This is a genomic window from Kitasatospora sp. NPDC024654 (assembly GCF_055559155.1).
The window spans coordinates 1-21,582 of record NZ_JBVHLF010000004.1 but is presented as its reverse complement, the minus strand read 5'-3'; the positions used below and the strand labels follow the sequence as shown (position 1 = coordinate 21,582).

Genomic DNA, 21,582 nt, shown 5'->3' with positions numbered 1-21,582 from the left:
CAGGGGCGGCTGCTAGGTCTAGCACCCGGCGGGGTCAGTTCCCGGCCTGGTTTCGCTTACGCTCCGTGTGTGCGGCGGTGATGTCGGCGCGGGCGATGCCGCGCCGGGTGGTGCCCTTGCCGCCGCCGGCCGGGGTGCCCCAGACGTCTTGGACGGTGATGCCGAAGGGCTTGAGGTTGGTCGTGACCGTCTCGGCCTTCCAGCCCGTGTAGACGTCGGGGCGCAGGTCGGCCAGGCGGGCGGCGATCTTCTCGTTCCACACCTTCTCCTCGTCCACGGGGACGACGGTGAGGATGTCGGCGAGCAGGTCGTAGGCGGGCCCGGTGTCGGCGGTGGGGCCCAGGCCGATGGCGTGGCCGGTCATGTTGCCGTACTCCTCGCGCATGGCGCGGGCCCTGGCCACGATGGCTTCGGCGGCGGGGGCGTCCACGAACGCGCCGCACACGATGCGCGGGTCATCCCCCTCACCGGCCATCCACGCAACGCCCTTGTCCGAGCGGGAGAACATGGTCGCCCGGATCCCTGCCTTGTACATGGAGGTGCCGAGCACCATGTCATTGGCCGGCTGTCCCATGACCTTGAGGCAGAACCGCAGCACGGCGTTGGCGCTGATCCCGGTGGGCAGGGACTTGGCGTCCGGCCGCTGGGTGCCGAACATGCCCACGATGCCCAGCGCCGGGCCGCGCTTGGTGATGTCGGTGCAGATCTCTTCGATCTCCGGGCCGTACTTCTCGTGCTCGAAGGCCACCTGGCACTCGTCCAGGCCGACCACGACCGGGTGGAGCCCGTAGCGCTTGTCACTGGCCAGGGCCGGGGTGACCTTGTTCTCCGGGCACAGGGTGCGCGGCAGGGACTTGATGACCTTCGCCCGCCTGCGCAGCTCCAACTTCAGCTCCCGCAGGGAGTTCAGGCAGTACTCGACGTCTTCGTCCTCGTCCCCGGCCCGGTAGCGGTGGCAGACCGGTTCGAGGGCACTGAAGTCGCCGGTGCCCTTGAAGTCGAACCCGTACAGCTCTGCCCGCGGGTCGAGGGCGGCGATGAGCAGGAACAGGCGCATCAGGAACGTCTTGCCCATGCGGGGGATCGACCCGACGACGACGGAGGCGAACATCAGGGTGACTTCGACCCAGCGCATCCGCTGGTCATTGCCGAAGACGACCGGCTTGAACAGGTCCACCTGCCCTTCCTTGGCCAGCGGCCAGGCGGGCTTGGCGGTCTCGTTCATCGGCCGGTCCCCCACCCACAGGATCAGACGACCTTCGTGCTCGTCGGGGTCGGGGGCCGGCCACACACAGCCGAGCTTGCGGCGCAAGCCCGAAGCAAGGGCCTTGCGCTTCTCCATGATGTCCTCGACTGTCGCCCCGTAGGGCAGGTCCACATCTGCCCGGTAGCCGGGGCCGTCGCGGGTGATCTCGGAGGTGAACTTGATGCCCTCTCCGCCTTTGGCCAGGGCCCGGTTGATTTTGTCGTTGCCGATCGCTCCGAGCGCGCGCAGCACGATCGAGGTGGTCAGCTTCTCCAGTTCGGTGCGGACCACGGCAGGTCCGATGATGGGCTTGTCCGGCTCTTGCCCCCGGTAGCCCAAGGCCAGCACCGCAGCACTGGCGAACGCGAGCAGCCAGCCCGGCGCCATCACGTACAGGGTCACGGCCAGGCCGATCCCGAACACCGAGCCGACGACGGACACCAGGGTCCGCAGGCGCACCTTGCGGTCCCGCATCCGGGTCAGCGTCATGTACTCGCCCGCGTTCTCCGCCAGCACCGCCGCCGAGCGAAGCGGCGCGGCTTCCAGGTCCCACATCCACCGGTTCGTGGCCTGGGCGAAGCGCACCGCGCCACGCGGGGCGGTGGTGGCCAGGCGGGCGCCGTAGTAGGGCAGGCGCACCGCGTGGAACGCCGACGCATAGCCCGCACGGGATGCGGTGTGGGTGGCGGTGGCCAGGAAGTCCGAACGGTCACGCATCCAGCCGGGGATGATCGGGCGACGCTTCTCCGTCGTCACACCCGGGCGCGGCAGGTTCGGCGGATCCGCCGTCACCGGCCCGACCGGCGGGCCGTCCGGCTCCTCCTCGTCCTCTTCCATCTCCGCCGCCGGGATGGCGTCGGCCGGCGGCGGGGTCTTGGTGAGGCGGACCGGGAACGGCAGCACCTCCGCGCCACTCCCAGTCTCCGTGCTGTCCTCGATCGAGCCCGGCAACTCCTCCGGGCTGTACTCCTCGTGGTTCACTGACGTTCCTTCCTCACAGCAGGTAGGGACCCGGGGTGGCCGTCATGCCGCCAAGCTGGGCGGCCGTCCCGGGGCTCGTTGTGGATCAGGCTGCGCACGGCACGCACGTGCCGTAGCGGGCAGGGAGGACATAGCCGCGGTCCAAGCCACAGGTCGGGCAGGTGCGGCGGGCCCGGTTCGCGGCGGCCAGGGCCGCACATCTGGCCGGGGTCATCGCCCGGACCGGCTTGGCCAGGTCGAGCCGGTACAGGTACGCGGCCCGGGGGCCGGTCTTGGTCTTGCGGGAGCGCCAGACGATTTGTGCGGCGACGTCCTGTCCGCCGGGGCGCAGGCCCCTCGCCCGAAGCTGACGCTTGGTCAGCAGATGAGCGGGTGCCATGTGCCACGGGTAGGTGGGCATGCCGCCGTGCCGGGACCCGTCGGGGTCCCAGAATCGGGGGCGGCTCACTCGGGGGCGGTGTCGTCGTCGGGAACGTCGTAGTAGCCGATCAGCTCGACGGGCAGGCCGCTGTACTCGCTGGTGGCCTCCATCCAGCCGGTGCCGGCGTTGTCGTCGCCGGTGAGGGCGTCCGGGTTGATGCCCAGTGCCTCGCGCCACTGCTCGAAGTCGTGCAGCGGCTGGTGCACGGACACCCGCAGCCCCCAAATCAGCCTTGCCCCGCCGACCTGCCGGAACTGGCGGAAGGCGATGTGGTTGGCGGGCAGGTCAGGGCGCTCGGTGAGCAGTGCCAGCACCGCCCGGGCAGCATCGAGCTGGGTGTGCGCGGTGCGGATTTCGGTGGTCATGATGCCTTCTCCTCAGAGGAGTTGGTGGTTTCCGTGGTCGCGTCACTTTCGGCGGCCGGCTGGTCGGTGTCGGCCGCGCCGGTGGCGGGCACGGCGTGCAGTGCGGGCCGCTCGGGCTCGGCAGCGCGCTCGGCCTTGAGCGCGTCGCGCAGGGTGCGGCCCTTGGCGGCCGACGTGCGCACCGCCAGCCGGATCCGGTCGGCGGTCAGCTGGTCGTCGGGCCAGTCGGCGGTAGCCGTCCGGGCCTCGGTCAGCAGTTCCTCGGGGGTGCGGGTCGGTCGGGTGCTGCGAGCTGACGTCGGCACGCTGCCGGTCGCCCGACGCGCCCGAGACGCGGCCGGAGCGGTCGGCTTGGTCAGTCGCACCGGTTCCGCGACCACGGGCGGTTCGGCCGACGGCTCGATAGGGGGCGCCTGGTCGGCCGACACGTACAGCGGACTCGTGCCGTCCGGGTTGGTGGAAACGGACAGGTCAGACCCCGACCGATTCGTCATGGTCTGGTTGTTTTGCGTGGTTTCGGGCTTGTGATGGAGGACCTTCGCCACCAGGTCCGACCCGAAGAAGATGGACCCGACCGGCAGGCTGCTGGCGAGCAGGACCAGTGCCCAGTTCGCCGGTGCCCAGTCGGCCAACTGCGTCCGCCCCGGGTGGTGCAGCGCCGGGACCAGGCCGTGCACGTAGTTGAGCACCAGCGACGCGACCGTGTACCCGCCCAGCACCCGCAGCGCGAACCGACGGTCCCGGCCGACCAGCACCAGCGCCGACACCAACGCCAGCACGACCAGACCATCCACCACGAGCGGGTAGACCGTCGCGCCGGTCGAGTCCATCCCGATCGCGCGACCCACGTCATGCAGCGCACCCCACGACACCCGGAACGCCAGGACGACCACCGTCAGCAGACCGGACACCATCCCGGTCTTCGCCCATCGGCTCACCGGAACCACCCCCGGCGCGGCTTGTCGCCGTCGGTGGTGAAGGTGGCGTAGCCGCCCTCCGGCGGTTCGGGGTGCCCGATCATGGCGTCGGCCGCTATCACGGCCGCTCCCAGACCGGAGAGCACGGCCGCCGCCACCGGGTGGCCGCTGTCGTGCGCGGTCGAAGCAAGCATGCCCGCCCCGGTTGCCGTACGGCGGTCGGCCGCCGGGGCGCCGTGCCCGTCCGTGCAATACGAGATCACGGCCCGGTCGACCGCTTCCCTGATCCGCCCCATCACGCCACCGCCTTCAGTGCGGCGGCGTTCTCACGGGCGGTACGAGCGGCTTCCGCCGCAGCGGCTGCCTCCTTCCTGGCCTCCTCAGCGGCAGCGACAGCCCGCGCGATCTCCTCGCGCGTCTGCGCGCTCACGCCGCCATCTCCGACCACACCGGCCGCCGCCCCGAACGGGGACGGTGCAGACGAACCGGGGCGGTGACCAGCAGCTTGGCCGCGAACGCGGCCAGCTCCGGGTCCTCCACGGCCAAGTCGGCCAGGATGTCCCGCGCCGCGTCCGTACGCGCCGCCCACTCCTCCTCGGACTCGCCGGCCACGCCACCGAACAGCGCGCCGAGCGGGTCCGCGTCCACACCGAGCGCCAGCTCGATGAGTTCCAGCGCCGTCACCGGCTGCTGGGCTGCAACAATCGACTTCACGGGTCTCACCTCTGGTTAGAAGGGGTGTGGCCCGAAGGGGTCGTCGCGCAGCCGCCAAGCATGGCGCGACGGCCCCGACCTCGGGCCGGACCACTCGTCATGTCACGAGTAGCCATGGGCCCCGACCCGCCACAGACCAGCGCGGATCGAGGACCAAAGGAACCAACGGACTTCGCCCCCGGCCAGGGTTGCCAACCGCAGCCTGAGCCCGCGTCCGTCACGCGGCGCGCCATCCTCACTGCCTGGCGCCAACAGGACGGCCTTCACCCAGCCGTCAAGGGGACGGGACAGTCCCCGTCATCAGTCACTCACTGTTGAGTTCTCAAGGAACAGCCACTTCCTTCGGGCGGGCATCACCCCGACCCTCCGGCGCATTTGCGCAGGTCACAGGCGGCTGAGGGCGTGAGAATAAAGGTCATTAGGATGACCTGTCCTCAGGTCCTCAGCTCCTCATTAGGACCTGCCATGACTATGAGGGACCGTCAGGGGTCGCGTCAACTCCTAATGAGGACCTAAGCTGATGAGGACTCCCGAGGAAGGGCAGTGAAGTCCGAAATGGCCAAGTACGAGAAGATTGCCGACGACCTGCGGGCGCGCATCCAAGGTGGTGAGTGGGGCCCCGGGGCTCAACTGCCCTCAGAGACTCCGGCACTCACGACGGAGTACAGGGTGAGCCTCCCCACGATCCGCTCAGCCATCGGCGTTCTGGTCGCCGAGGGGCTCATCGAGAAGGAACAGGGACGAGGGAACTTCGTCCGCCGGCCGCGCCGGAAAGTCGAGCGGACGAACCTGCGCCACCAGTGGGAGAAGGATCGAGCGCGCGCTCCCTTGGTTGAGCGTGAGCAAACCGGTGCCACGGAGCACGACACCGGGCTGACCGTGTCAGACCTCGTGTTCAGCGCCCAGTACCTAGAGCGGCCAGCTGATGGCCGGCTGGCCAGGCTTCTCGATGTCCCGGAGGGGACGTTGCTTCTGGAGCGGGTCTATCGGACCAGGTACCGGGAGGAGGATGCGCCGTTCAACCTCACGCACTCCTACCTTGTACACAGCATGGTCGCGGCGAACCCCGCTCTGCTGGACGAGACCATGGAGCCATGGCCTGGCGGGACTCAGAACCAGTTCGACAGCATCGGCATTGAGGTCGCTCGGATCGAAGAGCGAGTGACAGCTCGGCCACCTACGGCCGATGAGGCTGAGGAACTCGGCATCAGGGCCGGTGTGTCGGTGCTCCTCGTGTGCAAGACCCTGTTCGACACCACCGGGCGAGTGGTAGAGGTCGCGGAAATCACGCTGCCGGGTGACCGGACAGAGATGCTGTTCACAACCCCCCTGGAGAAGTGGTGAGCATGGCCAACGTCATTTCCGTCATCACCGCAGTACACGGCCCCTCAGCTCTGTGGCTGCCTGACGCCTACAAGTCGTTGCTTGAGCAAGAACTGCCTGACGGGTGGGAATGGGAGTGGATCGTTCAGGAGGACGGTGAGTCCGACTCCGTCGCTCCCTACCTTCCTGATGATGAGCGAGTCAGCTTTGGGCAGGGCCGTCACGGCCGCGCCGGAGTTGCTCGCACCCTGGCGCTCTCCCGAGCCAAGGGCCAGTTCATCAAAGTCCTCGATGCGGACGACATGCTGACACCGGGCACGCTGGCGCGTGATCTTGCTGCTCTCACTGAGCACCCCGACGTCAGTTGGGCAACGTCTCGTGTGCTTGACCTGCTGCCGGACGGCTCCACGGTCGGTTTTGACCAGGATCCGCCTGAGGGGCAGATCGAGCGAGGGGCTGTGCTCGACCATTGGACGGCGCACAACTACCGAGCGCAGGTCCACCCCGCAACACTGTTCGTTCGCCGTGACCTCTTGCTGGCACTGGGGGGCTGGATGGCTTTGCCTGCCTCTGAGGACACCGGGCTGCTCATGGCACTCGATGCGGTAAGTCGCGGCTGGTTTACGGCGGATACAGGGCTTCTCTACCGCAAGTGGCCTGGCCAGAGCACCAGCCAGGCCGCGCATGTCCAGCAGGGCGAGTGGACGGCGCGAATGGCCGTCATTGAGGCAAGGGCAAAGGCTCTCGCCGGGCTTGCCGACTGGCGCATCAACCCCTAACGGCAGAAATCACAGCGGCCCCGGGGCAAGGGCAGGTCTCCTGTCCTCGCCACCGGGGCCGCTTAGCGTTGCTACTCGCCAGACCGACTCCCGGGAAGGAGCAGGCCGCGCGCCGTGTGCTGCTCCCCCTCGAACCTGCCGCTTACCCCAAGGTCTGCCCGAGCGCACTGGTGAAACGCGTTGATGGCCCGGAAAGCCTCGCTGTTCAACCCGCGCCACTCCGGCAAAGTGCCATCGACGATACCGCGGGCCTGCCAGCCGATCGCGGCCGTCGCCTCTTGTACGGCGTGAGCGGCGTCGACCACCGAATCCCCGGCCAGGAGCATCACGCGCTCGAACGCGATCCCTTGGGCGCCACCCGCTTCGGTAAGGTCCATCGTCAGGTCATGCTCAGTGCGCGGCATCGTCCGCAGACCGTGGCGGACCTCATAGAGGAGGACGTTCGCGTGAATCACCGCCCGAACCCTGCCGATGTACTCGGCGTAGGCGTCAAGCTTCTTCTCATCCCACCGGACTCGCCGAGTCTCCCGCCGGTTGCTCCGCTCCATGAGGTGGTTCGTGACATACGTCGTTAACGACCCCAAGAGCACGGCAGCGATCGTCACCACCTGAGTGATGGTGTCCACTCGCACCCGCCTCCCCACCGAGTCTCCGGCCACCGTCGGCCAGAATGCGGTGTGAGCATAGGGGTGACCAGCGTCTACGGGGAAGAACGCAGTCTCATCTGTAGTCTCATCCGCCCGTGTCCGTTGCCGTCCGAACCGCCGCACCTGAGTGCTCCCGACCCCAGCGTGAACAGGGGCGGACACAGGCGGATTCCGACAGGCAGAGTTGGAAAGCGTGTTGGGGGCAACCCCTCACGAGTTCGAATCTCGTATCCTCCGCCATGGCTGATCAGCCATAACGAAGGCCCCGACCGCCCAGCGGTCGGGGCCTTCGTCGTCCCGTGGTCTCAGTTTTGGTCTCAGTTGTTTTTTGGGCCTCAGCGGCGGCTCTCCGGCCGCCGCGCCCCACCCTCGAAGGGACCCGCCTCGGGGCAGGGCATGGACCTCTGCGCGGCGACGAGACAAGATGCCGACTTCGTAACTCTGGGTGCTGGCAGCAGCTCTCCCAGCCGACACGGCCGCCGCGGAGTCTGACTTCCACAGCTGTCGCATGCCGACCCACGGCCGACGGGAGAATGCCAGCCACCTGGGTCCAGTGGGACTCCTGCTGCGGTCGATAGGGCCCCGGAGTAGGCATCCTGGTGTGTATGCCTTGGGACAGCAGAATCAAAGGGCAGTGCACCTGCGAGGGAGAGCGTGATGCGCCGCGACTACCGGCTGGAACTCGCCGCGATCGACGACGGCCTGCTGGAGATGGTCCGATTCGCAGCCTCCGCCATGGGCCGGGCCACCACCGCGCTGCTGGACGTGGACCTGCAACTCGCCGAAGGCGTGATCGCCACCGACGCGAAGCTTGAGGCCCTGCGGCGCGACCTGGACGAGCGCGCAATCAGCGTACTGGTCCGCCAACAGCCGGTCGCCACCGACCTGCGCGCCGTGGTGACGGCGCTGCAGAGCAGTGCCGACCTGGAGCGCGCCGGCGACCTGGCGCGTCACGTTGCCGAACTGGCCCGCCGGCGCTACCCGGAACCGGCGGTCCCCGGCGAGCTGCGCGCCGCGATCCTGGAGATGGGACGCCTCGCGCAGCACCTGATGGCGGAGGCCGCCGACATCATCGTCACTCGTGACGTCCAGCAGGCGCTGGCGCTGGGGAGCGCCGATGACCGGATGGACGATCTGCACCGTGCGCTCTTCCAGCACCTGATCGACGGGCGGTGGCAGCACGGCGTGGAGAGCGCGGTCGATGTCACCCTGGCCGGCCGCTTCTATGAGCGCTTCGCCGACCACGCCGTCCGCGTCGCCGAACGTGTGGTCTACCTCGCCACCGGGGAGAGGGCCGGCGACCTGCCCCCTGACCTGGCCCGCCCGGACCACCCGTGACCGGCGGTTCGCCACAGGACCGACAGTGAACAGTTTCTCTGGTTCTTTACAGTGTTTAGCCCGTCTCATACCGTGACCATCGCGTCGGCATGCGCCGCTCATAGGATCGGAGGACGATGCTGAACGGGGTCAAAGAGCCGTTCGGAGAAGGCTGGTGGCGCCGAGTTGGAGTGCGCCGCCCTTGCGATGATGGTCGGCGAGCACCGCCAGGCGCCCACCACCTCGGCCCGGGAGGGGATGGCGGCACGGCCAGTGGCCCGTTGAACAGGACTACCTTCGGGGCCGTCCACGCCAGGCTCAGTCGTGAAGGCCATTGGCGTGGATGAGATTCCTCAGGCGATGGCTGGCCTCCAGGGCGGGCTTGCGGTGGGTGGCGATGGCAGCGGCATCGTCGCCGAGGCGTCCGCCCGCGTGGGTGAGCAGGTCCGACGAATGTGGTCCAGGAGTGCTCCGGGGTCGCTCTCAGTCCACTGGCCGACCCTTTGCGCGAGCGGGTAGAAGGCTCCCTGTGACTGGTTTGGTGGTTAGGTCGGGGTGGGGATCCAGGGGCCTCGGGTGATGGCGTCGAGTAGGTTGCGGCCCTGTTTGGCGGCGGTGGACAGGTAGCCGCGCACGGCGAAGAAGCGCTCGGCGCCGAGTGTCGTGCGCCAGCCGCCGGTGATCCTCTGCTGGATCTTGGCCATCCGGATGGCCTGCTCGCTGGTGTTGTTGTCGAAGGGCACCCGCCAGTCGAAGGCGAACCGCAGCACTTGGTCGCGTTCCGCGTCGAGGCGGTCGAGCAGATTAGCGGCCTTCGAGCGTTTGCGTCGTGGGTCGCCGGGGGCGCGGGGCGGGTGCAGGGTCCGTCCGGCCGCGATGATCTCCTCATAGCGGGCGGCGAGGCGTTCGAGGGCGTACACGGTGAACGCGGTGGCGTGCGGATGCGCGTCCTGGACGGTCTTGATCTCGTCCCAGGTGTTCACCAGCAGCCCGGCGAGGTCGCCGGCCCGGGTCTCGGGGCGATCCGCGGGCGCGTTCTCCACGATGGCGGTCAGTTCGCGCAGGTGGTGGGCGTTGCACAGAACGTGGATCGCGTCGGCGTAGGTCTTATAGGGCTTCCAGTCGTCGTGGACCGCGACGCCGGTGAAGTGCGGCAGGACACCCAGCGCGTCGAACGCCTGCACACCGCGCTTCGTGTGGATCTGGTAGAGCGTCAGCGAGCGGGTGCAGGCGGTGTGCACCCAGCAGGTACGCCCGGCGATCCGGGTACCGGTTTCGTCGAAGCCGACCACCTCGCACTCGATCAGCTGTCGGCGCACGGCCTCGGTGTGTGGCGCGACCGCCTCGGCGGCCTGCCCGGACCAGCCCAGGAGGTCGCGGTGGTCACGCCGGCGCCGAGAACATCGGCGAGCAACTGGAGCACCACCCGCCGGGCGACTCACACGCAGCGCGCGGGCCGCCCGGTCCGAACAGCGAACGGAGCCCTGACCATGGACAGCCGCACCTTCGGCCGCGTGACCGTGACCATGCCCAACCTCAACGAGGTGGGCATCTCCCTGTCCAACGTCACCTCCCTGGAGAGCGGCCGGGGCATCGTCCAGGACTTCCAGTACGCCGACGCCGACCTGCGCGACCTCCACCTGGCCGACACCCGGCTCATCACCGGCCGCATCACCGGCCTGCGCGCCGCGCGCGTCCAGTTCAGCGGGATGCGCCTGGACTCCGTCGACTTCGACGGCAGCGACCTCGGCGCGGCCGACTGGAGCGAGAGCAAGCTCTCCCGCGTCGCCTTCCGCAGCTGCAAGCTCATGGGCGCGGCCCTCACGGGCCCGGCCCTCGACAACGTCTTGTTCGAGAACTGCAGGCTCGACTACACGACCTTCGACGGCGTACGCGCCACCGGCCCGGTCGCCTTCTCCAAGTGCACCCTGACCGAGGCCGCCTTCACCAACTGCGACCTGGGCAAGGCCGTCATCGACGCCTGCACCCTCCGGCTCACCGAGTTCGGACGCGGCAAGTACCAGGGCCTGGACCTGCGCGGCGACGACCTCACCGCCCTGCGCGGCGTCGCGCAGCTGGCCAAGGTCGTCATCGACCGCCCGCAGCAGGCCGAGCTCGCCGAGGCCCTGATGGCCGAGCTGGATGTTACGTACGGGGACACACTCGACGACGGCCGATAGAGTTCTTCCCACTGCTGCCGATATTGCCGGGGACGGGCTGTGGCCGTGGCACTCGACGGGTCCGGTCGGGGTCGGCATGCCAGCGAAAGTATCGTATGAGGACTGCTCCGTTCGGGTGATTTCGCGTATCGACTGATGACACTTGCTGGGACCGTCTCCACAATCAGGAATTGCACGCCTGCGATAGGAATCGCAGGAGAACATCCTCTCGGTGGAGGTTCGCCATGACCAATTGCCCGTCTGTCGACGCACGGGCCGCTCTCAGTTTCCTCCAGAGCAGCGGGCTGATAAATATGGACACGACCCTCCAGCAGCTGGTCAGTGCGACCACCACGCTCGGAGAAATCTCCGGCTATGTGCTGGCCTGGGACAAGTACGTGCTCGTGGTGCCGTCCGTGACCGAGGACGCCTCGCCGGCCTAGTCCCGGAGCGTGCAGCGCGGGGGCGCCCGCGCTACACGCGAGAAAACACGCGGTCAGGGCTGGGCAGCATTCACTCCGTGGGGGTGCGTTGTGGCTGACATCTGGCGAACGGTGGAACGCGGGGCGATTTCCTGGCTGGCCGCGCATCGCGCCCGTTTCGACCCTGATGCCGCCGAGAAGGGGCGCGTGCTGTTCACCCGCAAGGCGCTGGTCGAGGTCGCGCTGCTGGTCGGACTCCGCGCCCGCGCGGAGTCCGAGCCCTTTGCCGCCGACGGCGACTATCAGGCGCTGTTCGACCAGGTCACCGCAGTAGCAGCCCGCGCCTCATACCGTGAGCTTGTCGCACGCGACGAGCGCGCCCTACTGCTGTACGCGGGCACCTACGCGTCACAGCGGCTGTGCGGACAGCGCGACAGCGAATTCGAGCGCATCATCAGGCAGGCCGTCGCCGGGCGCTATGCGGCCTGCTTCGAGCGCGTCCCCTTTCGGCAGCTGGATCTACTGCACACGTTGGAGTTGGCCGGAATCGATCACGGCATGCCGACGGACAGCGCCGTACTGCAGTTCTCCTTGCTCTGCGCGGATCCTTCGACACTGAAGCTGCGCGACAGCGACATCTACGCGATCACACATACGGTGTTCTACGCCACCGATTTCGGCCGGCGTATTCCGCGGTGGCCGCCCGGCTTCGCACTCTCTCGGGCCGTCGAACTACTCGAGGCACTAAGCCTCCTTTGCCGCCGTAAGGAGAACGCCGACCTCGTCGCCGAACTGCTGTGCTCACTGCTGTGCCTGGGGATCCGTGACTCGTCCGAGATGGAACGCGCCTGGGCGTTTCTCGCCGCCGTACAAGAGCCCAGCGGGCGTGTCGCCGGACCGGAAGGAATTCTTCCGGCGGAACTCGAAAGCGGCGACGCGGAACACCGTGAGTGGGCCACCGGCTACCACACCACGATCGTCGCGGCGCTGGCCGGGCACCTCGCCCGCGACGCGGCCATCGTCCAGCAGCCGCGCCCGCCACGCGCCCGGTCCACCGGCGACGGGCGACTCGAAGACGCGCTCCGACGCGCCACTGTCTGGCTGACCGACGCCGCGGGCAAGGCGCCCTTCGACGACGCGGTTCCGGCAACGGGCGCGGCCGCCCGAGGCGCACGCTCGCTCGGGGAGCCGCGACTCGCCTCTCTGGCTCTCAAGAGACTGGTGCAACGTGCCGACAATGCCCCGTGGAGCCGACAGGGCGTCGATGCGGTTGTCGAGTGTGCGCGGGGCCTGTCGGCCTGTGGTCTGACATGCGACTCGCTCGACCGGTTCTTGGCGGACACGGCGGCAGCACTCACCGGCCTCACCGAGATTCCCACGGCCGCCGCCGGCGGAGTCGTCCGGCTGAGGGACCTGGGCTGGCTCACCGCGCAACAGGCGATCCCCCTCCTCGCTTCCACGGATCCCGTGGGCCTGCTGGCCGAGCACCACGTACCCGCGGTCACCGCCACAGCCCTGGCGCAGTATGCCGACAACGATCCGAGTCGTCTCGGCCGCGACGCATCCGTCTGGTATCCCGTCGCAGAGCAGTTCGCGGCCGCGCTGCCGGCCGCCTCCCAGGGCTACCGGCTCGAAGAAGTCGCCGCGCTCCTCCAGGGCCTGGCATTCCTCGGCTGGGCCGATCACAGGATCACCCGCGACGCGGTCGACTTCCTGCTCCACCAGCAACACCCCACCGGTGCCTTCGGCTACCCGGCGCGCGACGGTCACCATGAGCGCGCGACAGCACAGCGTATCTGGACCCAAAGCTGCGTCACCGCCTTGTCACGCCTCCACACCTGCGAGACCGGAGATAACGAAGGCCGGTGACAGCCGGCCTGGCGTGGTGCTGGAGCCCGGCCCGCGCGGCCTCGCCGTCCGTTACCTCCACGACGACGTCGCCCCCTGGCTGGAGGGCACCTGGACAGAAGCGGTCTGCCGCGAGCTATTTCGCCGCCACCGCCCAGCTCATCCACCTCGCCGGCTGGATGGCCAGGACGAGGGCAACCAGCACGCCGCCCAGCAGAACTACGCCCTTCCGCCTGGCCTCTGGCGACGCGGAACTGGCCGCCACCGCCCTGCGTGGTCTCGCGGTCCAGGCGATCGACCTCGGCTTCCGCGCCACCGCCATCCGGATAGCCGAAAAGCTCGACGACCGCGCCTCAGCCCTGGAACAGCCCAGCCGTGGCAGGACCGTCCACTCCGCCACTTGGCACGGCCGAGGAGTGTGGTCCGCAGCGGCCCCGTCCGACCTGGGACAGCTGGAACAGGAGCAGCAAGTAAGCGGCCCTACAGCAACATCGCCTCAAACTGGTGCGCGGGTGCGGTCAGGGGTTGCTCCGCCCAGATGACCTTGCCGCGGGCCGTGTACCTGGTCCCCCAACGGTCGGTCAGCTGAGCCACCAGGAACAGGCCCCGGCCGCCCTCGTCCGTGGTGGCGGCATAGCGCAGGTGCGGGGCGGTGCTGTTGCCGTCGGAGACCTCGCAGACCAGGCTGCGGTCGCGCAGCATGCGCACCCGGATCGGCTCGGCGCCGTGGCGGATGGCGTTGGTGATCAGTTCGCTGAGGACCAGCTCGGCGGTGAAGGTCAGCTCCTCCAGCCCCCAGGCCCCCAGCTGGGCGACGCATTCGTTCCGGATGCGGGACACGGCGGCAGTCTCGTACGGTACGTCCCAGGTGGCCACCTGGTCGGGCTCGAACAGGCGGGTGCGGGCGATGAGGAGTGCGATGTCGTCGCTCGGGTGTGGTGGGACCAGCGCGTCGAACACCGCCCGGCAGGTCTCCTCCGCGGATCCGTCGCTCTGGGTGCCGGCCAGCGCGGCGCGCAGGGCGGCGAGCCCGTTCTCCAGGTCGCGGTCGCGGGACTCGACCAGCCCGTCGGTGTAGAGCACCAGCGCGGTGCCGGGTGCCAGCCTGAGTTCGGCGCTTTCGAAGGGCAGGCCGCCCACTCCGAGCGGCGGGCCGGCGGGTAGATCGACGTACTCCACGCTGCCGTCGATGTGTACCAGTGCGGGCGGTGGGTGACCCGCCCGTGCCATGGTGCAGTGTCCGGAGACCGGGTCGTAGATCGCGTACAGGCAGGTGGCGCCCGTGACACTGGCCGTCTCGTCGTCCTGGGGGGCCCCGCCTTGGTCGAGCCGGGCGATCAGTTCGTCGAGCCGGGCGAGCAGTTCGTCGGGTGGCAGGTCGAGGGCGGAGAAGTTGAGCACGGCGGTGCGCAGTCGGCCCATGGTGGCGGCGGCGTGCAGGCCGTGGCCGACCACGTCGCCGACGACCAGTGCCACGCGGAAGCCGGGCAGCGGGATGACGTCGAACCAGTCCCCGCCGACTCCGTGCTGCGCCGGCAGGTAGCGGTAGGCCGCCTCCAGGGCGCTCTGCTCGGGCAGGCCGCGGGGCAGCAGGCTGCGCTGCAGTGTCTCGGCCATCCGGTGTTCGCGGGTGTAGCGGCGGGCGTTGTCGACGGTGATCGCGGCGCGGGCGACCAGTTCCTCGGCGAAGGAGACGTCCTCCTCCCCGAACGGTTCGGACTGCTCCGCGCGCCAGAAGTTGACCACGCCCAGGGTCAGGCCGCGCGCCTTCAGGGGAGTGGAGATCAGCGAGTGGATCCCGTACGCGAGGATGCGGTCGGCGACCTGCGGGTCGCGCGCCCGCCAGGCGTACGCCTGGTGCAGATCGGCGGTGAGCGCGGCGCGCCCGGTCTCCAGGGCGCTCTCCTCCGGTGTGCCGGGCAGCGGGCTGATCAGCGAGCCCACGGGGTAGAACGGCCGGTCCTCGCTGATACCGCCGGCGGCCACGCGGCGGATCCGCGGCCCCTGCGCGGTGCCCGCATCCGGGAGCGGCTCGTCACCGCGCAGCACCGGCTCGGCCAGCTCGACCGTGGCGAAGTCCGCGAACCGGGGAACCGCCACGTCGGCCAGCTCCTGGGCGGTCCGCACCACGTCCAGGGCGGTGCCGACCCGCAGCCCCGCGTCGTAGAGCAGCTGCAGCCGGGTCCGGGCGGCCTCGGCCTGCCCGGCCAGTGCCCGCAGCTCGGTGGTGTCCCGGATAGTCGCGACGCTGCCGGTCCCGCCGCCGAACGGCGCGGTCGGGCGGCTACTGACGGCGAGCAGCCGGTCTTCGGCCAGGTGCACCTCGTCGGTGACGTTCCCCTCGGACGCCAGCAGCTCGGCCAGCCCGGGATCGAGCCCCAGGTCGGTGACCGGTCGCCCCTCCACCTCGGGCGGCAGGTCCAGCAACCGCCGGGCCTCGTCGTTCGCCAGCACGACCCGCCCGTCCCCACCGACGATCAGCACGCCCTCGCGGACCGCGTGCAACACCGCGTCGTGGTGCTCGTACATCCGGGTCATCTCGGCCGGACCCAGGCCGCGCGTCTGGCGGCTCAACCGCCGCCGCACCAGCGCCGCCCCACCCGTACCCACGGCGAGCGCGGCCGCCGCGCCACTGAACAGGACCGGCAGCTGCCGGCTCACCGCTACGCCCGTGTCCTTGACGTAGTAGCCCACCGAGAGGAACCCAGCGACCGAACCGTCCGGCCTGGTGATCGACGCGGTGGTGTCCACGTCGGGGCCCAGCGGTATGTTCTCGGTCACGGTGTACGGGCCCTTCAGGGCGTCCTGGTAGTCGCCGTAGACGTGCTTTCCGATCAGCTCGGGATGGGCGGTCTGGGCGTAGCGGATCCCGTCGGGGCGGAAAATCACGATGTAGTCGAAGCCGCCGCTCCTCTGTACGTCCAGGGCCAGCGGCTGCAGCACCGCGGTCGGATTGGCGCTGTCCAGTGCAGCCGCCATCCCGGGATAGTGCGCCAAGGTGACGGCCGCGGCGCGCGTGCGGTGCTCGGCATCACGCGTGGCGTAGCTGCGGGCCTGCAGGATGAGCGCCGTCAGCGCCGCGGCGACCAGCAGCACCACCACGACCAGCAGCCACAGGAACACCTGCCCGGCGACACTACGCACCCGCAGCCGTGAGCGCAGCCGACCCCACGCGGACCGGTGTTCCTCCGGTCCGCCCTGCGCCTTGCCCTCAGGGGCATGGCTCCATGTGTGCATCCGGGCCGTCCCCGTGCATCTGGGTCTTCCCCTCCCACGCTGCCACCCCGCCCGAAGACGCGCACGCGAGAACCCATCGGCGGGCCCGGCAGACCGCCGGGCAGCTTGGCGCCCCGGAGGCTGCGGTGGGAACATCGCCGGGGACGCCCCGGTGGTGGCGGGATGCGGGCGAGCGGACCGATCTCGAAGGAGGCTGCTGATACATGCACCCTCGACGCGACCGGCGCAGCCTGATCGATCATCTTTCACGTAAGTGTCGGCCGTGCCCTCTTCGTAGCTACGGCAAGTCACTACCGCGGCGTGGGTCTCCGAAACAATCCAGCCCAGCTGAGCCCTTCCGCTGCACGTTCCGGTGCCGCTGCCGTACTCGAACCCCGACCGCCGGCTCCGCGCGTGGTCTCAGTCTTGGTCTCATTCACCGCCGTTCAGGCAGGTTCAATCACCAACCCAGCGACTAGAAAACCGCAGGTCAGAACGTACGTGAACGCCCCCGGACAGCGTTCGGGAGAATTGGGAAGCGTGTTGGGGGCAACCCCTCACGAGTTCGAATCTCGTATCCTCCGCCGGCAGATGACCCGGACCGCTCAGCGGTCCGGGCCGTCGTCGTTCATCGACCCTTCGTCAGGCTCGCCGGAGGTGGCAACGTCCGGGCCCGGCCCTGACGCGGATGCCCCGCCGGCGACGCGCACGACCGGCGGTCGGAGGGCCTGGCGAAGCTGGCGCCAGGCGCACACCACCTCGGCGGCCCTCTCCAAAACCGCACGCACTCGGCCCAGCAGGAGGCCCGGGAACGTGGTGGCCGCAAGAGCTACCCCCTCCCGTTTACCCCGAGTCCCCACATGGCCGACCTCGTCAGCGCCCGGTCCGCACCGCGTCCACATGAACATCCTCCGGCTGCACCTCGCCGGAGTCTGCATCTGGAAAGCGGCAATCTGTGAACTGCTGTTCGATGGAGCGCCGCCGCCAACCCCCATGCTCATCCGTCAGACAGCCACAAGCCGCACGCGATCACCGCAGAGCTTGGTCATGTCGTCGATGTCCGACGTCAGCAGGACGACCGGTCGCTGCTGCCGCAGCGCCATCTCGGCCACTGCCACGTCGATCGCGTACTTCTGGCCGTGCAGGCCCGCACCGATCAGCATCGCCGAAGCGGTCCGCGCCTCCTCGTCACCAACCGGCACAATCCGCAGCCCCGACAGGATCCACCGCAGACGCGCCTGATCGGTGCGGCTGCGCACGGCTTCGATGATGGTCAGAGCACTGATCACCACCTCCATGCCCCGCTTCCGGGCCTCGGCGACCGTCGCGACGGCAGGCTCGTGATCACTGAGCAGCTTGGAGAGGCCCTCGGAGTCCAGCACCAAGGTGCCCTCATGACTCAGCTTGCGACGGGCCATCCGCCCTCCTCGGCGAACACCTCGTCGAAGACCTGACGGGCCCGGTCCTGCTCCGCCGCCGAGATCGGCCCCTGCCGACGCTCGTAGTCGGCAAGGTACTCGTCCAGGATCTGGCCACGCAGTTCCCGCTCGACGGCCGCGGCAACGAAGGCCGAGAACTCGCGCTTGCCCACTCGTCGCCGGATCGCCTCAGCCGTACCTTCGGGCAGCGAGAGGCTGACCCTGATGGCCGGCCCCTCGCCGATGCTGTAGGGCATCTCAGTCATGGAGCCAGATTATCAAAGAAGTAGGAATAGCGCGGCCGGCCTGAACGTCCGGTTGGCGAGGTTGCAGTTCTGGTTGCGTTCACCCCCGTCCGGCCACGTCCGGAGCCGAGACAGCGGCCCACTTCACCGCAGGTCAGGACCTCTGCGGACTTCACCGGCCAGCCGGACGAACAGTGGGAAAGCGTGTTGGGGGTAACCCCTCACGAGTTCGAGTCTCGCATCCTCCGCCTCTGCCCAGCTGGGGTGTTGCAACGATCCCTAGCTAGAACTCAAGTTCCGGTCGGGGCCTTCGTCGTGTCGTGGTCGCAGTTCCGGTCTCGGTCAGCCCGTCACCGAGCAGCGGAGAGCAGCGGCGGTTTCACGGAGTCGGGGTGGCGGCGAGAAGGTCGGTGGCGCGGTCCGCGGTGAGCACGCCGAGGATGTAGCCGTCGTCGTCGATGACGGGCCAGACCGCCTGGTGCTGCGTTCGCCAAGGCCGTGGCCGGGCGGCTCGGCTGGCCGTCCGTCGACCTCTTCCCCTCCCGAAGCCGAGGCCAGCGAGGGCTTCACTCCCGCCGAGGAAGCGGACCCAACCCAGCACTCAGGACTATCTGGACGCCATCCACCGCACCCGTCCGACCGTTTCCGCGGAGATGGCTCAGGAGTTCGCCGACCAGGCGGTCCGTTACGGGCGTGGCTGAGCGGACACTGGCGTCGTCTCCGGGAACGGCTGTCCCGGTCCCGGTCCCGGCCCCGGTCGGGTTCGGGGACAGGGCACTGCTCATGACTGCGGTCCTCGATCGCGTGACGACGCCGACCACCCCCCAAATCCACCGTGCGGCTCTCCACGGCGCCCGACGGCGTGCGGGCAGGCAGGCCGGGGCGGGTGTCACTTGCGTGACCACTCGGTTTCGGCGCACTCAGGCCCGGCCTGCGGCTCACGGGCTCGGTTTGCGGCTCGCCAACAGCACCGGCCGTCAGGTTTGCCTCCCGGCATATCCGCCTATGCGCTCGGTACGGCCTCGGCCCCCACCCCCGGGCCCGCCGGCCCGGGACAGACCTTGAAGGAGACCGAAGTGGCACTCGTACTCTTCCTGATCATCGTGGCGATCGCGCTCGGGCTGGTCGGCGTCGTCGTCAAAGGCCTGCTCTACCTGCTGTTCATCGGCATCGCCGTACTGATCGTCGCGCTGGCCTTCTCCGCCCTCCGCTTCCGGCGCGGACGGTCCGGGAAACGCTGAGCCGGTCCGCGAACCACTGAGCAAGCGGACAACCGCCACCGGGGGCGTCCGGTTCGCCGTCAGTACTCGGAGCCGCTTCGCAGGTTGGGTACCCGCAACCTGGAGCCACGCTCCGCGGCCGAAGCACGTCTCCACCCGGTGCGGCGTGTCCTCGAACACCCGCAGGACGCGCAGCGCGCCGCTCGGATGCAGGTCGTACTCGAAGGTGACGCCGTCCGCGCCGTCCTCGTACTGCAGCTCCAACGGCCCTCAGCGCCACTCGATCAGGAACAGGGTGGCGTCGTCGCTCGTGCGCCCGCCCCGCTTCTCCTTCAGGACGTGGGACAGCGTGCGCACCACGGCCCGCACCCCGGCCTTCGAACGCTCGACGCGGTTGACCCAGTCGATGAGCTGTTCCTCCCCGAACTGCTCCCCTCCCGCCTCGCGCTCCTCGACCAGGCCGTCGGTGAAGCACAGGACCCGGTCGCCGTGCCGCAGCGCCCGCTCGCTGATCACCGGCTGCTCGCCGCCGAACCCGACCGGCAGGGTGGTGGCGCTCTCCAGCCGCTCGACGACGACGTGGTCGCGGATCAGCAGTGGTGCGGGGTGGCCGGCATTGACCCACTGCAGGTGGCCGGTCACCGTGTCCAGCCGCATCATCTGCGCGGTGACGAAGTGATCGGGCCCGAACTGCTCGGCGATGGCCCGGTCCATGAACGCGTAGATCTCGGCCAGTCCGATGTCGGCACGTCGAGCGTGCCGGTACGCGCCGATCGCGACGGTCGCCATGGTGGCGGCGTCCAGCCCGTGGCCCATGGCGTCGATCGTGGCCACGTGCAGGAGGTCGTCGTTGAGCGCGTAGTCGAAGCTGTCGCCGGCCACCTGGTAGGCGGGTTCGAGGATGCCGGCCACGGCGACCCGGGGGACGGTCATCGAGAGCGGTGGCAGCAGCGACCACTGGATCTCGGCGGCCACGCCCATCGGTTCGAGGCGCCGGGCCTGGAAGATCCTGTCGGTGTAGCCGCTCTTGGTGATCAGCAGATCGGCGACCAGGTCGGCGAAGCGCCGCAGCAGCAGCCGGCGGTCGTCGTCGACGGCATCCAGTGTGAGGGCCAGCACCCCGGCCTCGTCGCCGCCGTCCAGCAACGGCAGGTACACCCGCACCCCGTCGGCCTGCGATTCCTCGACGGGGACACCACGCTGAAAGGCCGCACCCGCTGGGGAGCCGCCGATCGGCACGGGCTCCCCGGCGGCCAGCCCCCGCCCCGGCAGCGGCACCAGCACCAGTTGGCCGTAGTCCTGCAGCAGGAGCACCGGGTCACGGCCGCCGAACCTGCGCACCGCGTCGGCGACCAGCGGAGCGATCAGCTGGGGCGGCAGCTCATGGGCCTGGTCCAGTAGAGACCCCAGCAGGCGTTCGCCGCACCCCTCCGACCGCTCGGGTTCCCCTGCGGCGGACGGCCGCTCACCACTCATCCTTGCTCACCGCCGTCACACTCCCGTCGCAGGCGCTCGGCACCGGCACCCTGGTGCGGTTCGCCAGGGCAGCTCCTTCCATTACGCCCGACGGCGGTGCATCGCGCCCCGGTCACGTTCCTCCTCACGGGCCGCCCGCCGGCACGAACCTCGGGCCGGGTTGAGCACAGCCCTGTCGTGGTTGCAGTTTCGGTTGCATTCACCTCCGTCCATCGTCGTTCAGAGTCCAGGTGACAGGACGCTCCGCCGCAGGTCAGGACGCCCGTGAACATCGTCGGACAGTCGGACGAACAGTTGGAAAGCGTGTTGGGGCAACCCCTCACGCGCTCGAATCTCGTATCCCCGCCTTCACCCGAGGGCCGGACCGCTTCGTGCGGCCCGGCCCTCGGCGTTTCGTGGTCACCGTTGGCGTAGGTGGCGGGAGGCGGCCAGACAGGAGGACAGCCAGGTCGCCTCTGGTTGGTTGATGATCAGGCCGTCGACGGTGATCACCCCGTCCATGACCTGGCCGACTCGTATCGAGGTGTCGCCGACGCGGAACATCTGCCAGTCCGTGTCACTGTGCCGGAGCCGTGCCGTCTTCTCGCCTCGGCGCCGGGCGAAGACGAGCTCCTCGCCGTACTCGTTCAGGAAGTAGCCCACGTAGTCCTTCGCAGTGATCGAGCCGCCGCACAAACGGGCCAGGAGTTGCTCAAGCCTGAGTCGGGTGTCGGTCACGCCTTGGGCTCCCGAGTCTCATCAGGGTCCTGTTGTGTGGACGACAGCGCCAGCATCCTAATGGGACCCATCGGGCGGTAGGAGAGACTACGGTCCGTAGCCGCCAGCAGGTGAGCACTATCGCAACCAGAGCCCGTTGAAGCTCTGCTGT

Annotated in this window: 21 protein-coding genes; 7 read left to right on the top strand and 14 right to left on the bottom strand. The window is 69.2% G+C overall.

From position 1 onward, the window contains the following. Positions 1 to 34: 34 nt before the first annotated feature. From ACZ38L_RS03540 to ACZ38L_RS03510, 7 genes are all read right to left on the bottom strand, one after another. Positions 35 to 2,083, bottom strand: coding sequence for a cell division protein FtsK (locus ACZ38L_RS03540; RefSeq protein ID WP_465689103.1), 2,049 nt, complete (start codon positions 2,081 to 2,083; stop codon positions 35 to 37). 229 nt (positions 2,084 to 2,312) lie between these two features. Further along, positions 2,313 to 2,627: an RRQRL motif-containing zinc-binding protein gene (locus ACZ38L_RS03535; protein WP_465689101.1), complete on the bottom strand. Its 315-nt coding sequence runs from the start codon at positions 2,625 to 2,627 to the stop codon at positions 2,313 to 2,315. Positions 2,628 to 2,671: 44 nt separating this feature from the next. Beyond that, positions 2,672 to 3,013: a hypothetical protein gene (locus ACZ38L_RS03530; RefSeq protein WP_465688820.1), complete on the bottom strand. Its 342-nt coding sequence runs from the start codon at positions 3,011 to 3,013 to the stop codon at positions 2,672 to 2,674. Then, the gene (locus ACZ38L_RS03525; RefSeq protein ID WP_465688818.1) at positions 3,010 to 3,951 is read right to left on the bottom strand and encodes a DUF2637 domain-containing protein; all 942 of its coding nucleotides are present in this window, start codon (positions 3,949 to 3,951) and stop codon (positions 3,010 to 3,012) included. The genes ACZ38L_RS03530 and ACZ38L_RS03525 overlap by 4 nt, the downstream gene beginning before the upstream one ends. Further along, a complete protein-coding gene (locus ACZ38L_RS03520) occupies positions 3,948 to 4,226 on the bottom strand; it encodes a hypothetical protein (protein WP_465688816.1) in 279 nt (92 codons plus the stop codon). Before ACZ38L_RS03520 ends, ACZ38L_RS03525 begins: the two co-directional genes overlap by 4 nt. Continuing rightward, a complete protein-coding gene (locus ACZ38L_RS03515) occupies positions 4,226 to 4,360 on the bottom strand; it encodes a hypothetical protein (RefSeq protein WP_465688814.1) in 135 nt (44 codons plus the stop codon). Before ACZ38L_RS03515 ends, ACZ38L_RS03520 begins: the two co-directional genes overlap by 1 nt. Further along, entirely contained in the window at positions 4,357 to 4,644 is a 288-nt protein-coding gene (locus ACZ38L_RS03510) for a hypothetical protein (RefSeq protein WP_465688812.1), read from the bottom strand. Before ACZ38L_RS03510 ends, ACZ38L_RS03515 begins: the two co-directional genes overlap by 4 nt. A gap of 555 nt (positions 4,645 to 5,199) precedes the next feature. Here ACZ38L_RS03510 and ACZ38L_RS03505 point away from each other — a divergent pair. Further along, positions 5,200 to 5,988, top strand: a complete 789-nt coding sequence (locus tag ACZ38L_RS03505) for a GntR family transcriptional regulator (RefSeq protein ID WP_465689099.1) — start codon at positions 5,200 to 5,202, stop codon at positions 5,986 to 5,988. A gap of 2 nt (positions 5,989 to 5,990) precedes the next feature. Continuing rightward, complete coding sequence (locus ACZ38L_RS03500; RefSeq protein ID WP_465688810.1) at positions 5,991 to 6,746, top strand: glycosyltransferase family 2 protein; 756 nt, start codon at positions 5,991 to 5,993, stop codon at positions 6,744 to 6,746. 71 nt (positions 6,747 to 6,817) lie between these two features. Here ACZ38L_RS03500 and ACZ38L_RS03495 read toward each other — a convergent pair whose 3' ends face one another. Then, positions 6,818 to 7,372, bottom strand: coding sequence for a hypothetical protein (locus tag ACZ38L_RS03495; RefSeq protein ID WP_465688808.1), 555 nt, complete (start codon positions 7,370 to 7,372; stop codon positions 6,818 to 6,820). 678 nt (positions 7,373 to 8,050) lie between these two features. Here ACZ38L_RS03495 and phoU point away from each other — a divergent pair. After that, positions 8,051 to 8,731: a phosphate signaling complex protein PhoU gene (gene phoU, locus ACZ38L_RS03490; RefSeq protein ID WP_465688806.1), complete on the top strand. Its 681-nt coding sequence runs from the start codon at positions 8,051 to 8,053 to the stop codon at positions 8,729 to 8,731. 524 nt (positions 8,732 to 9,255) lie between these two features. On the opposite strand, the gene tnpC is transcribed toward phoU, so the two are convergent. Further along, on the bottom strand, positions 9,256 to 10,152 hold the full coding sequence (gene tnpC / locus ACZ38L_RS03485; RefSeq protein ID WP_465688804.1) for an IS66 family transposase: 897 nt from the start codon (positions 10,150 to 10,152) through the stop codon (positions 9,256 to 9,258). A gap of 48 nt (positions 10,153 to 10,200) precedes the next feature. On the opposite strand from tnpC, the gene ACZ38L_RS03480 reads away from it, so the two are divergent. From ACZ38L_RS03480 to ACZ38L_RS03470, 3 genes are all read left to right on the top strand, one after another. Next, on the top strand, positions 10,201 to 10,890 hold the full coding sequence (locus tag ACZ38L_RS03480; protein WP_465688802.1) for a pentapeptide repeat-containing protein: 690 nt from the start codon (positions 10,201 to 10,203) through the stop codon (positions 10,888 to 10,890). Positions 10,891 to 11,183: 293 nt separating this feature from the next. After that, the gene (locus ACZ38L_RS03475) at positions 11,184 to 11,312 is read left to right on the top strand and encodes a hypothetical protein (RefSeq protein WP_465688801.1); all 129 of its coding nucleotides are present in this window, start codon (positions 11,184 to 11,186) and stop codon (positions 11,310 to 11,312) included. Positions 11,313 to 11,402: 90 nt separating this feature from the next. After that, positions 11,403 to 13,160, top strand: a complete 1,758-nt coding sequence (locus ACZ38L_RS03470) for a DUF6895 family protein (protein WP_465688799.1) — start codon at positions 11,403 to 11,405, stop codon at positions 13,158 to 13,160. Positions 13,161 to 13,619: 459 nt separating this feature from the next. Here ACZ38L_RS03470 and ACZ38L_RS03465 read toward each other — a convergent pair whose 3' ends face one another. The 3 genes from ACZ38L_RS03465 to ACZ38L_RS03455 form a co-directional block, all read right to left on the bottom strand. Continuing rightward, positions 13,620 to 16,376, bottom strand: coding sequence for a SpoIIE family protein phosphatase (locus tag ACZ38L_RS03465; RefSeq protein WP_465688797.1), 2,757 nt, complete (start codon positions 16,374 to 16,376; stop codon positions 13,620 to 13,622). 983 nt (positions 16,377 to 17,359) lie between these two features. Continuing rightward, complete coding sequence (locus ACZ38L_RS03460; RefSeq protein ID WP_465688795.1) at positions 17,360 to 17,773, bottom strand: PIN domain-containing protein; 414 nt, start codon at positions 17,771 to 17,773, stop codon at positions 17,360 to 17,362. Then, entirely contained in the window at positions 17,755 to 18,039 is a 285-nt protein-coding gene (locus ACZ38L_RS03455) for a hypothetical protein (RefSeq protein WP_465688793.1), read from the bottom strand. The genes ACZ38L_RS03460 and ACZ38L_RS03455 overlap by 19 nt, the downstream gene beginning before the upstream one ends. Before the next feature lie 1,055 nt (positions 18,040 to 19,094). Between ACZ38L_RS03455 and ACZ38L_RS03450 the strand changes: the two genes are divergently transcribed. Next, positions 19,095 to 19,259, top strand: a complete 165-nt coding sequence (locus ACZ38L_RS03450) for a hypothetical protein (RefSeq protein WP_465688791.1) — start codon at positions 19,095 to 19,097, stop codon at positions 19,257 to 19,259. A gap of 249 nt (positions 19,260 to 19,508) precedes the next feature. Here ACZ38L_RS03450 and ACZ38L_RS03445 read toward each other — a convergent pair whose 3' ends face one another. Both ACZ38L_RS03445 and ACZ38L_RS03440 read right to left on the bottom strand, forming a co-directional pair. Next, entirely contained in the window at positions 19,509 to 20,714 is a 1,206-nt protein-coding gene (locus ACZ38L_RS03445) for a PP2C family protein-serine/threonine phosphatase (RefSeq protein WP_465688789.1), read from the bottom strand. A gap of 399 nt (positions 20,715 to 21,113) precedes the next feature. After that, on the bottom strand, positions 21,114 to 21,431 hold the full coding sequence (locus ACZ38L_RS03440; RefSeq protein ID WP_465688787.1) for a hypothetical protein: 318 nt from the start codon (positions 21,429 to 21,431) through the stop codon (positions 21,114 to 21,116). Positions 21,432 to 21,582 lie beyond the last annotated feature (151 nt).

Bases quoted from the DNA above. Each gene is read 5' to 3' on its own strand.
- ACZ38L_RS03530 (WP_465688820.1), bottom strand. From the start codon at position 3,013: ATGACCACCGAAATCCGCACCGCGCACACCCAGCTCGATGCTGCCCGG.
- ACZ38L_RS03540 (WP_465689103.1), bottom strand. From the start codon at position 2,083: ATGGAAGAGGACGAGGAGGAGCCGGACGGCCCGCCGGTCGGGCCGGTG.
- ACZ38L_RS03475 (WP_465688801.1), top strand. From the start codon at position 11,184: ATGGACACGACCCTCCAGCAGCTGGTCAGTGCGACCACCACGCTCGGA.
- ACZ38L_RS03535 (WP_465689101.1), bottom strand. From the start codon at position 2,627: ATGCCCACCTACCCGTGGCACATGGCACCCGCTCATCTGCTGACCAAG.
- ACZ38L_RS03480 (WP_465688802.1), top strand. From the start codon at position 10,201: ATGGACAGCCGCACCTTCGGCCGCGTGACCGTGACCATGCCCAACCTC.
- ACZ38L_RS03500 (WP_465688810.1), top strand. From the start codon at position 5,991: ATGGCCAACGTCATTTCCGTCATCACCGCAGTACACGGCCCCTCAGCT.
- ACZ38L_RS03520 (WP_465688816.1), bottom strand. From the start codon at position 4,226: ATGGGGCGGATCAGGGAAGCGGTCGACCGGGCCGTGATCTCGTATTGC.
- ACZ38L_RS03460 (WP_465688795.1), bottom strand. From the start codon at position 17,773: ATGGCCCGTCGCAAGCTGAGTCATGAGGGCACCTTGGTGCTGGACTCC.
- ACZ38L_RS03445 (WP_465688789.1), bottom strand. From the start codon at position 20,714: ATGAGTGGTGAGCGGCCGTCCGCCGCAGGGGAACCCGAGCGGTCGGAG.
- ACZ38L_RS03505 (WP_465689099.1), top strand. From the start codon at position 5,200: ATGGCCAAGTACGAGAAGATTGCCGACGACCTGCGGGCGCGCATCCAA.
- ACZ38L_RS03465 (WP_465688797.1), bottom strand. From the start codon at position 16,376: ATGCACACATGGAGCCATGCCCCTGAGGGCAAGGCGCAGGGCGGACCG.
- ACZ38L_RS03455 (WP_465688793.1), bottom strand. From the start codon at position 18,039: ATGACTGAGATGCCCTACAGCATCGGCGAGGGGCCGGCCATCAGGGTC.
- phoU (WP_465688806.1), top strand. From the start codon at position 8,051: ATGCGCCGCGACTACCGGCTGGAACTCGCCGCGATCGACGACGGCCTG.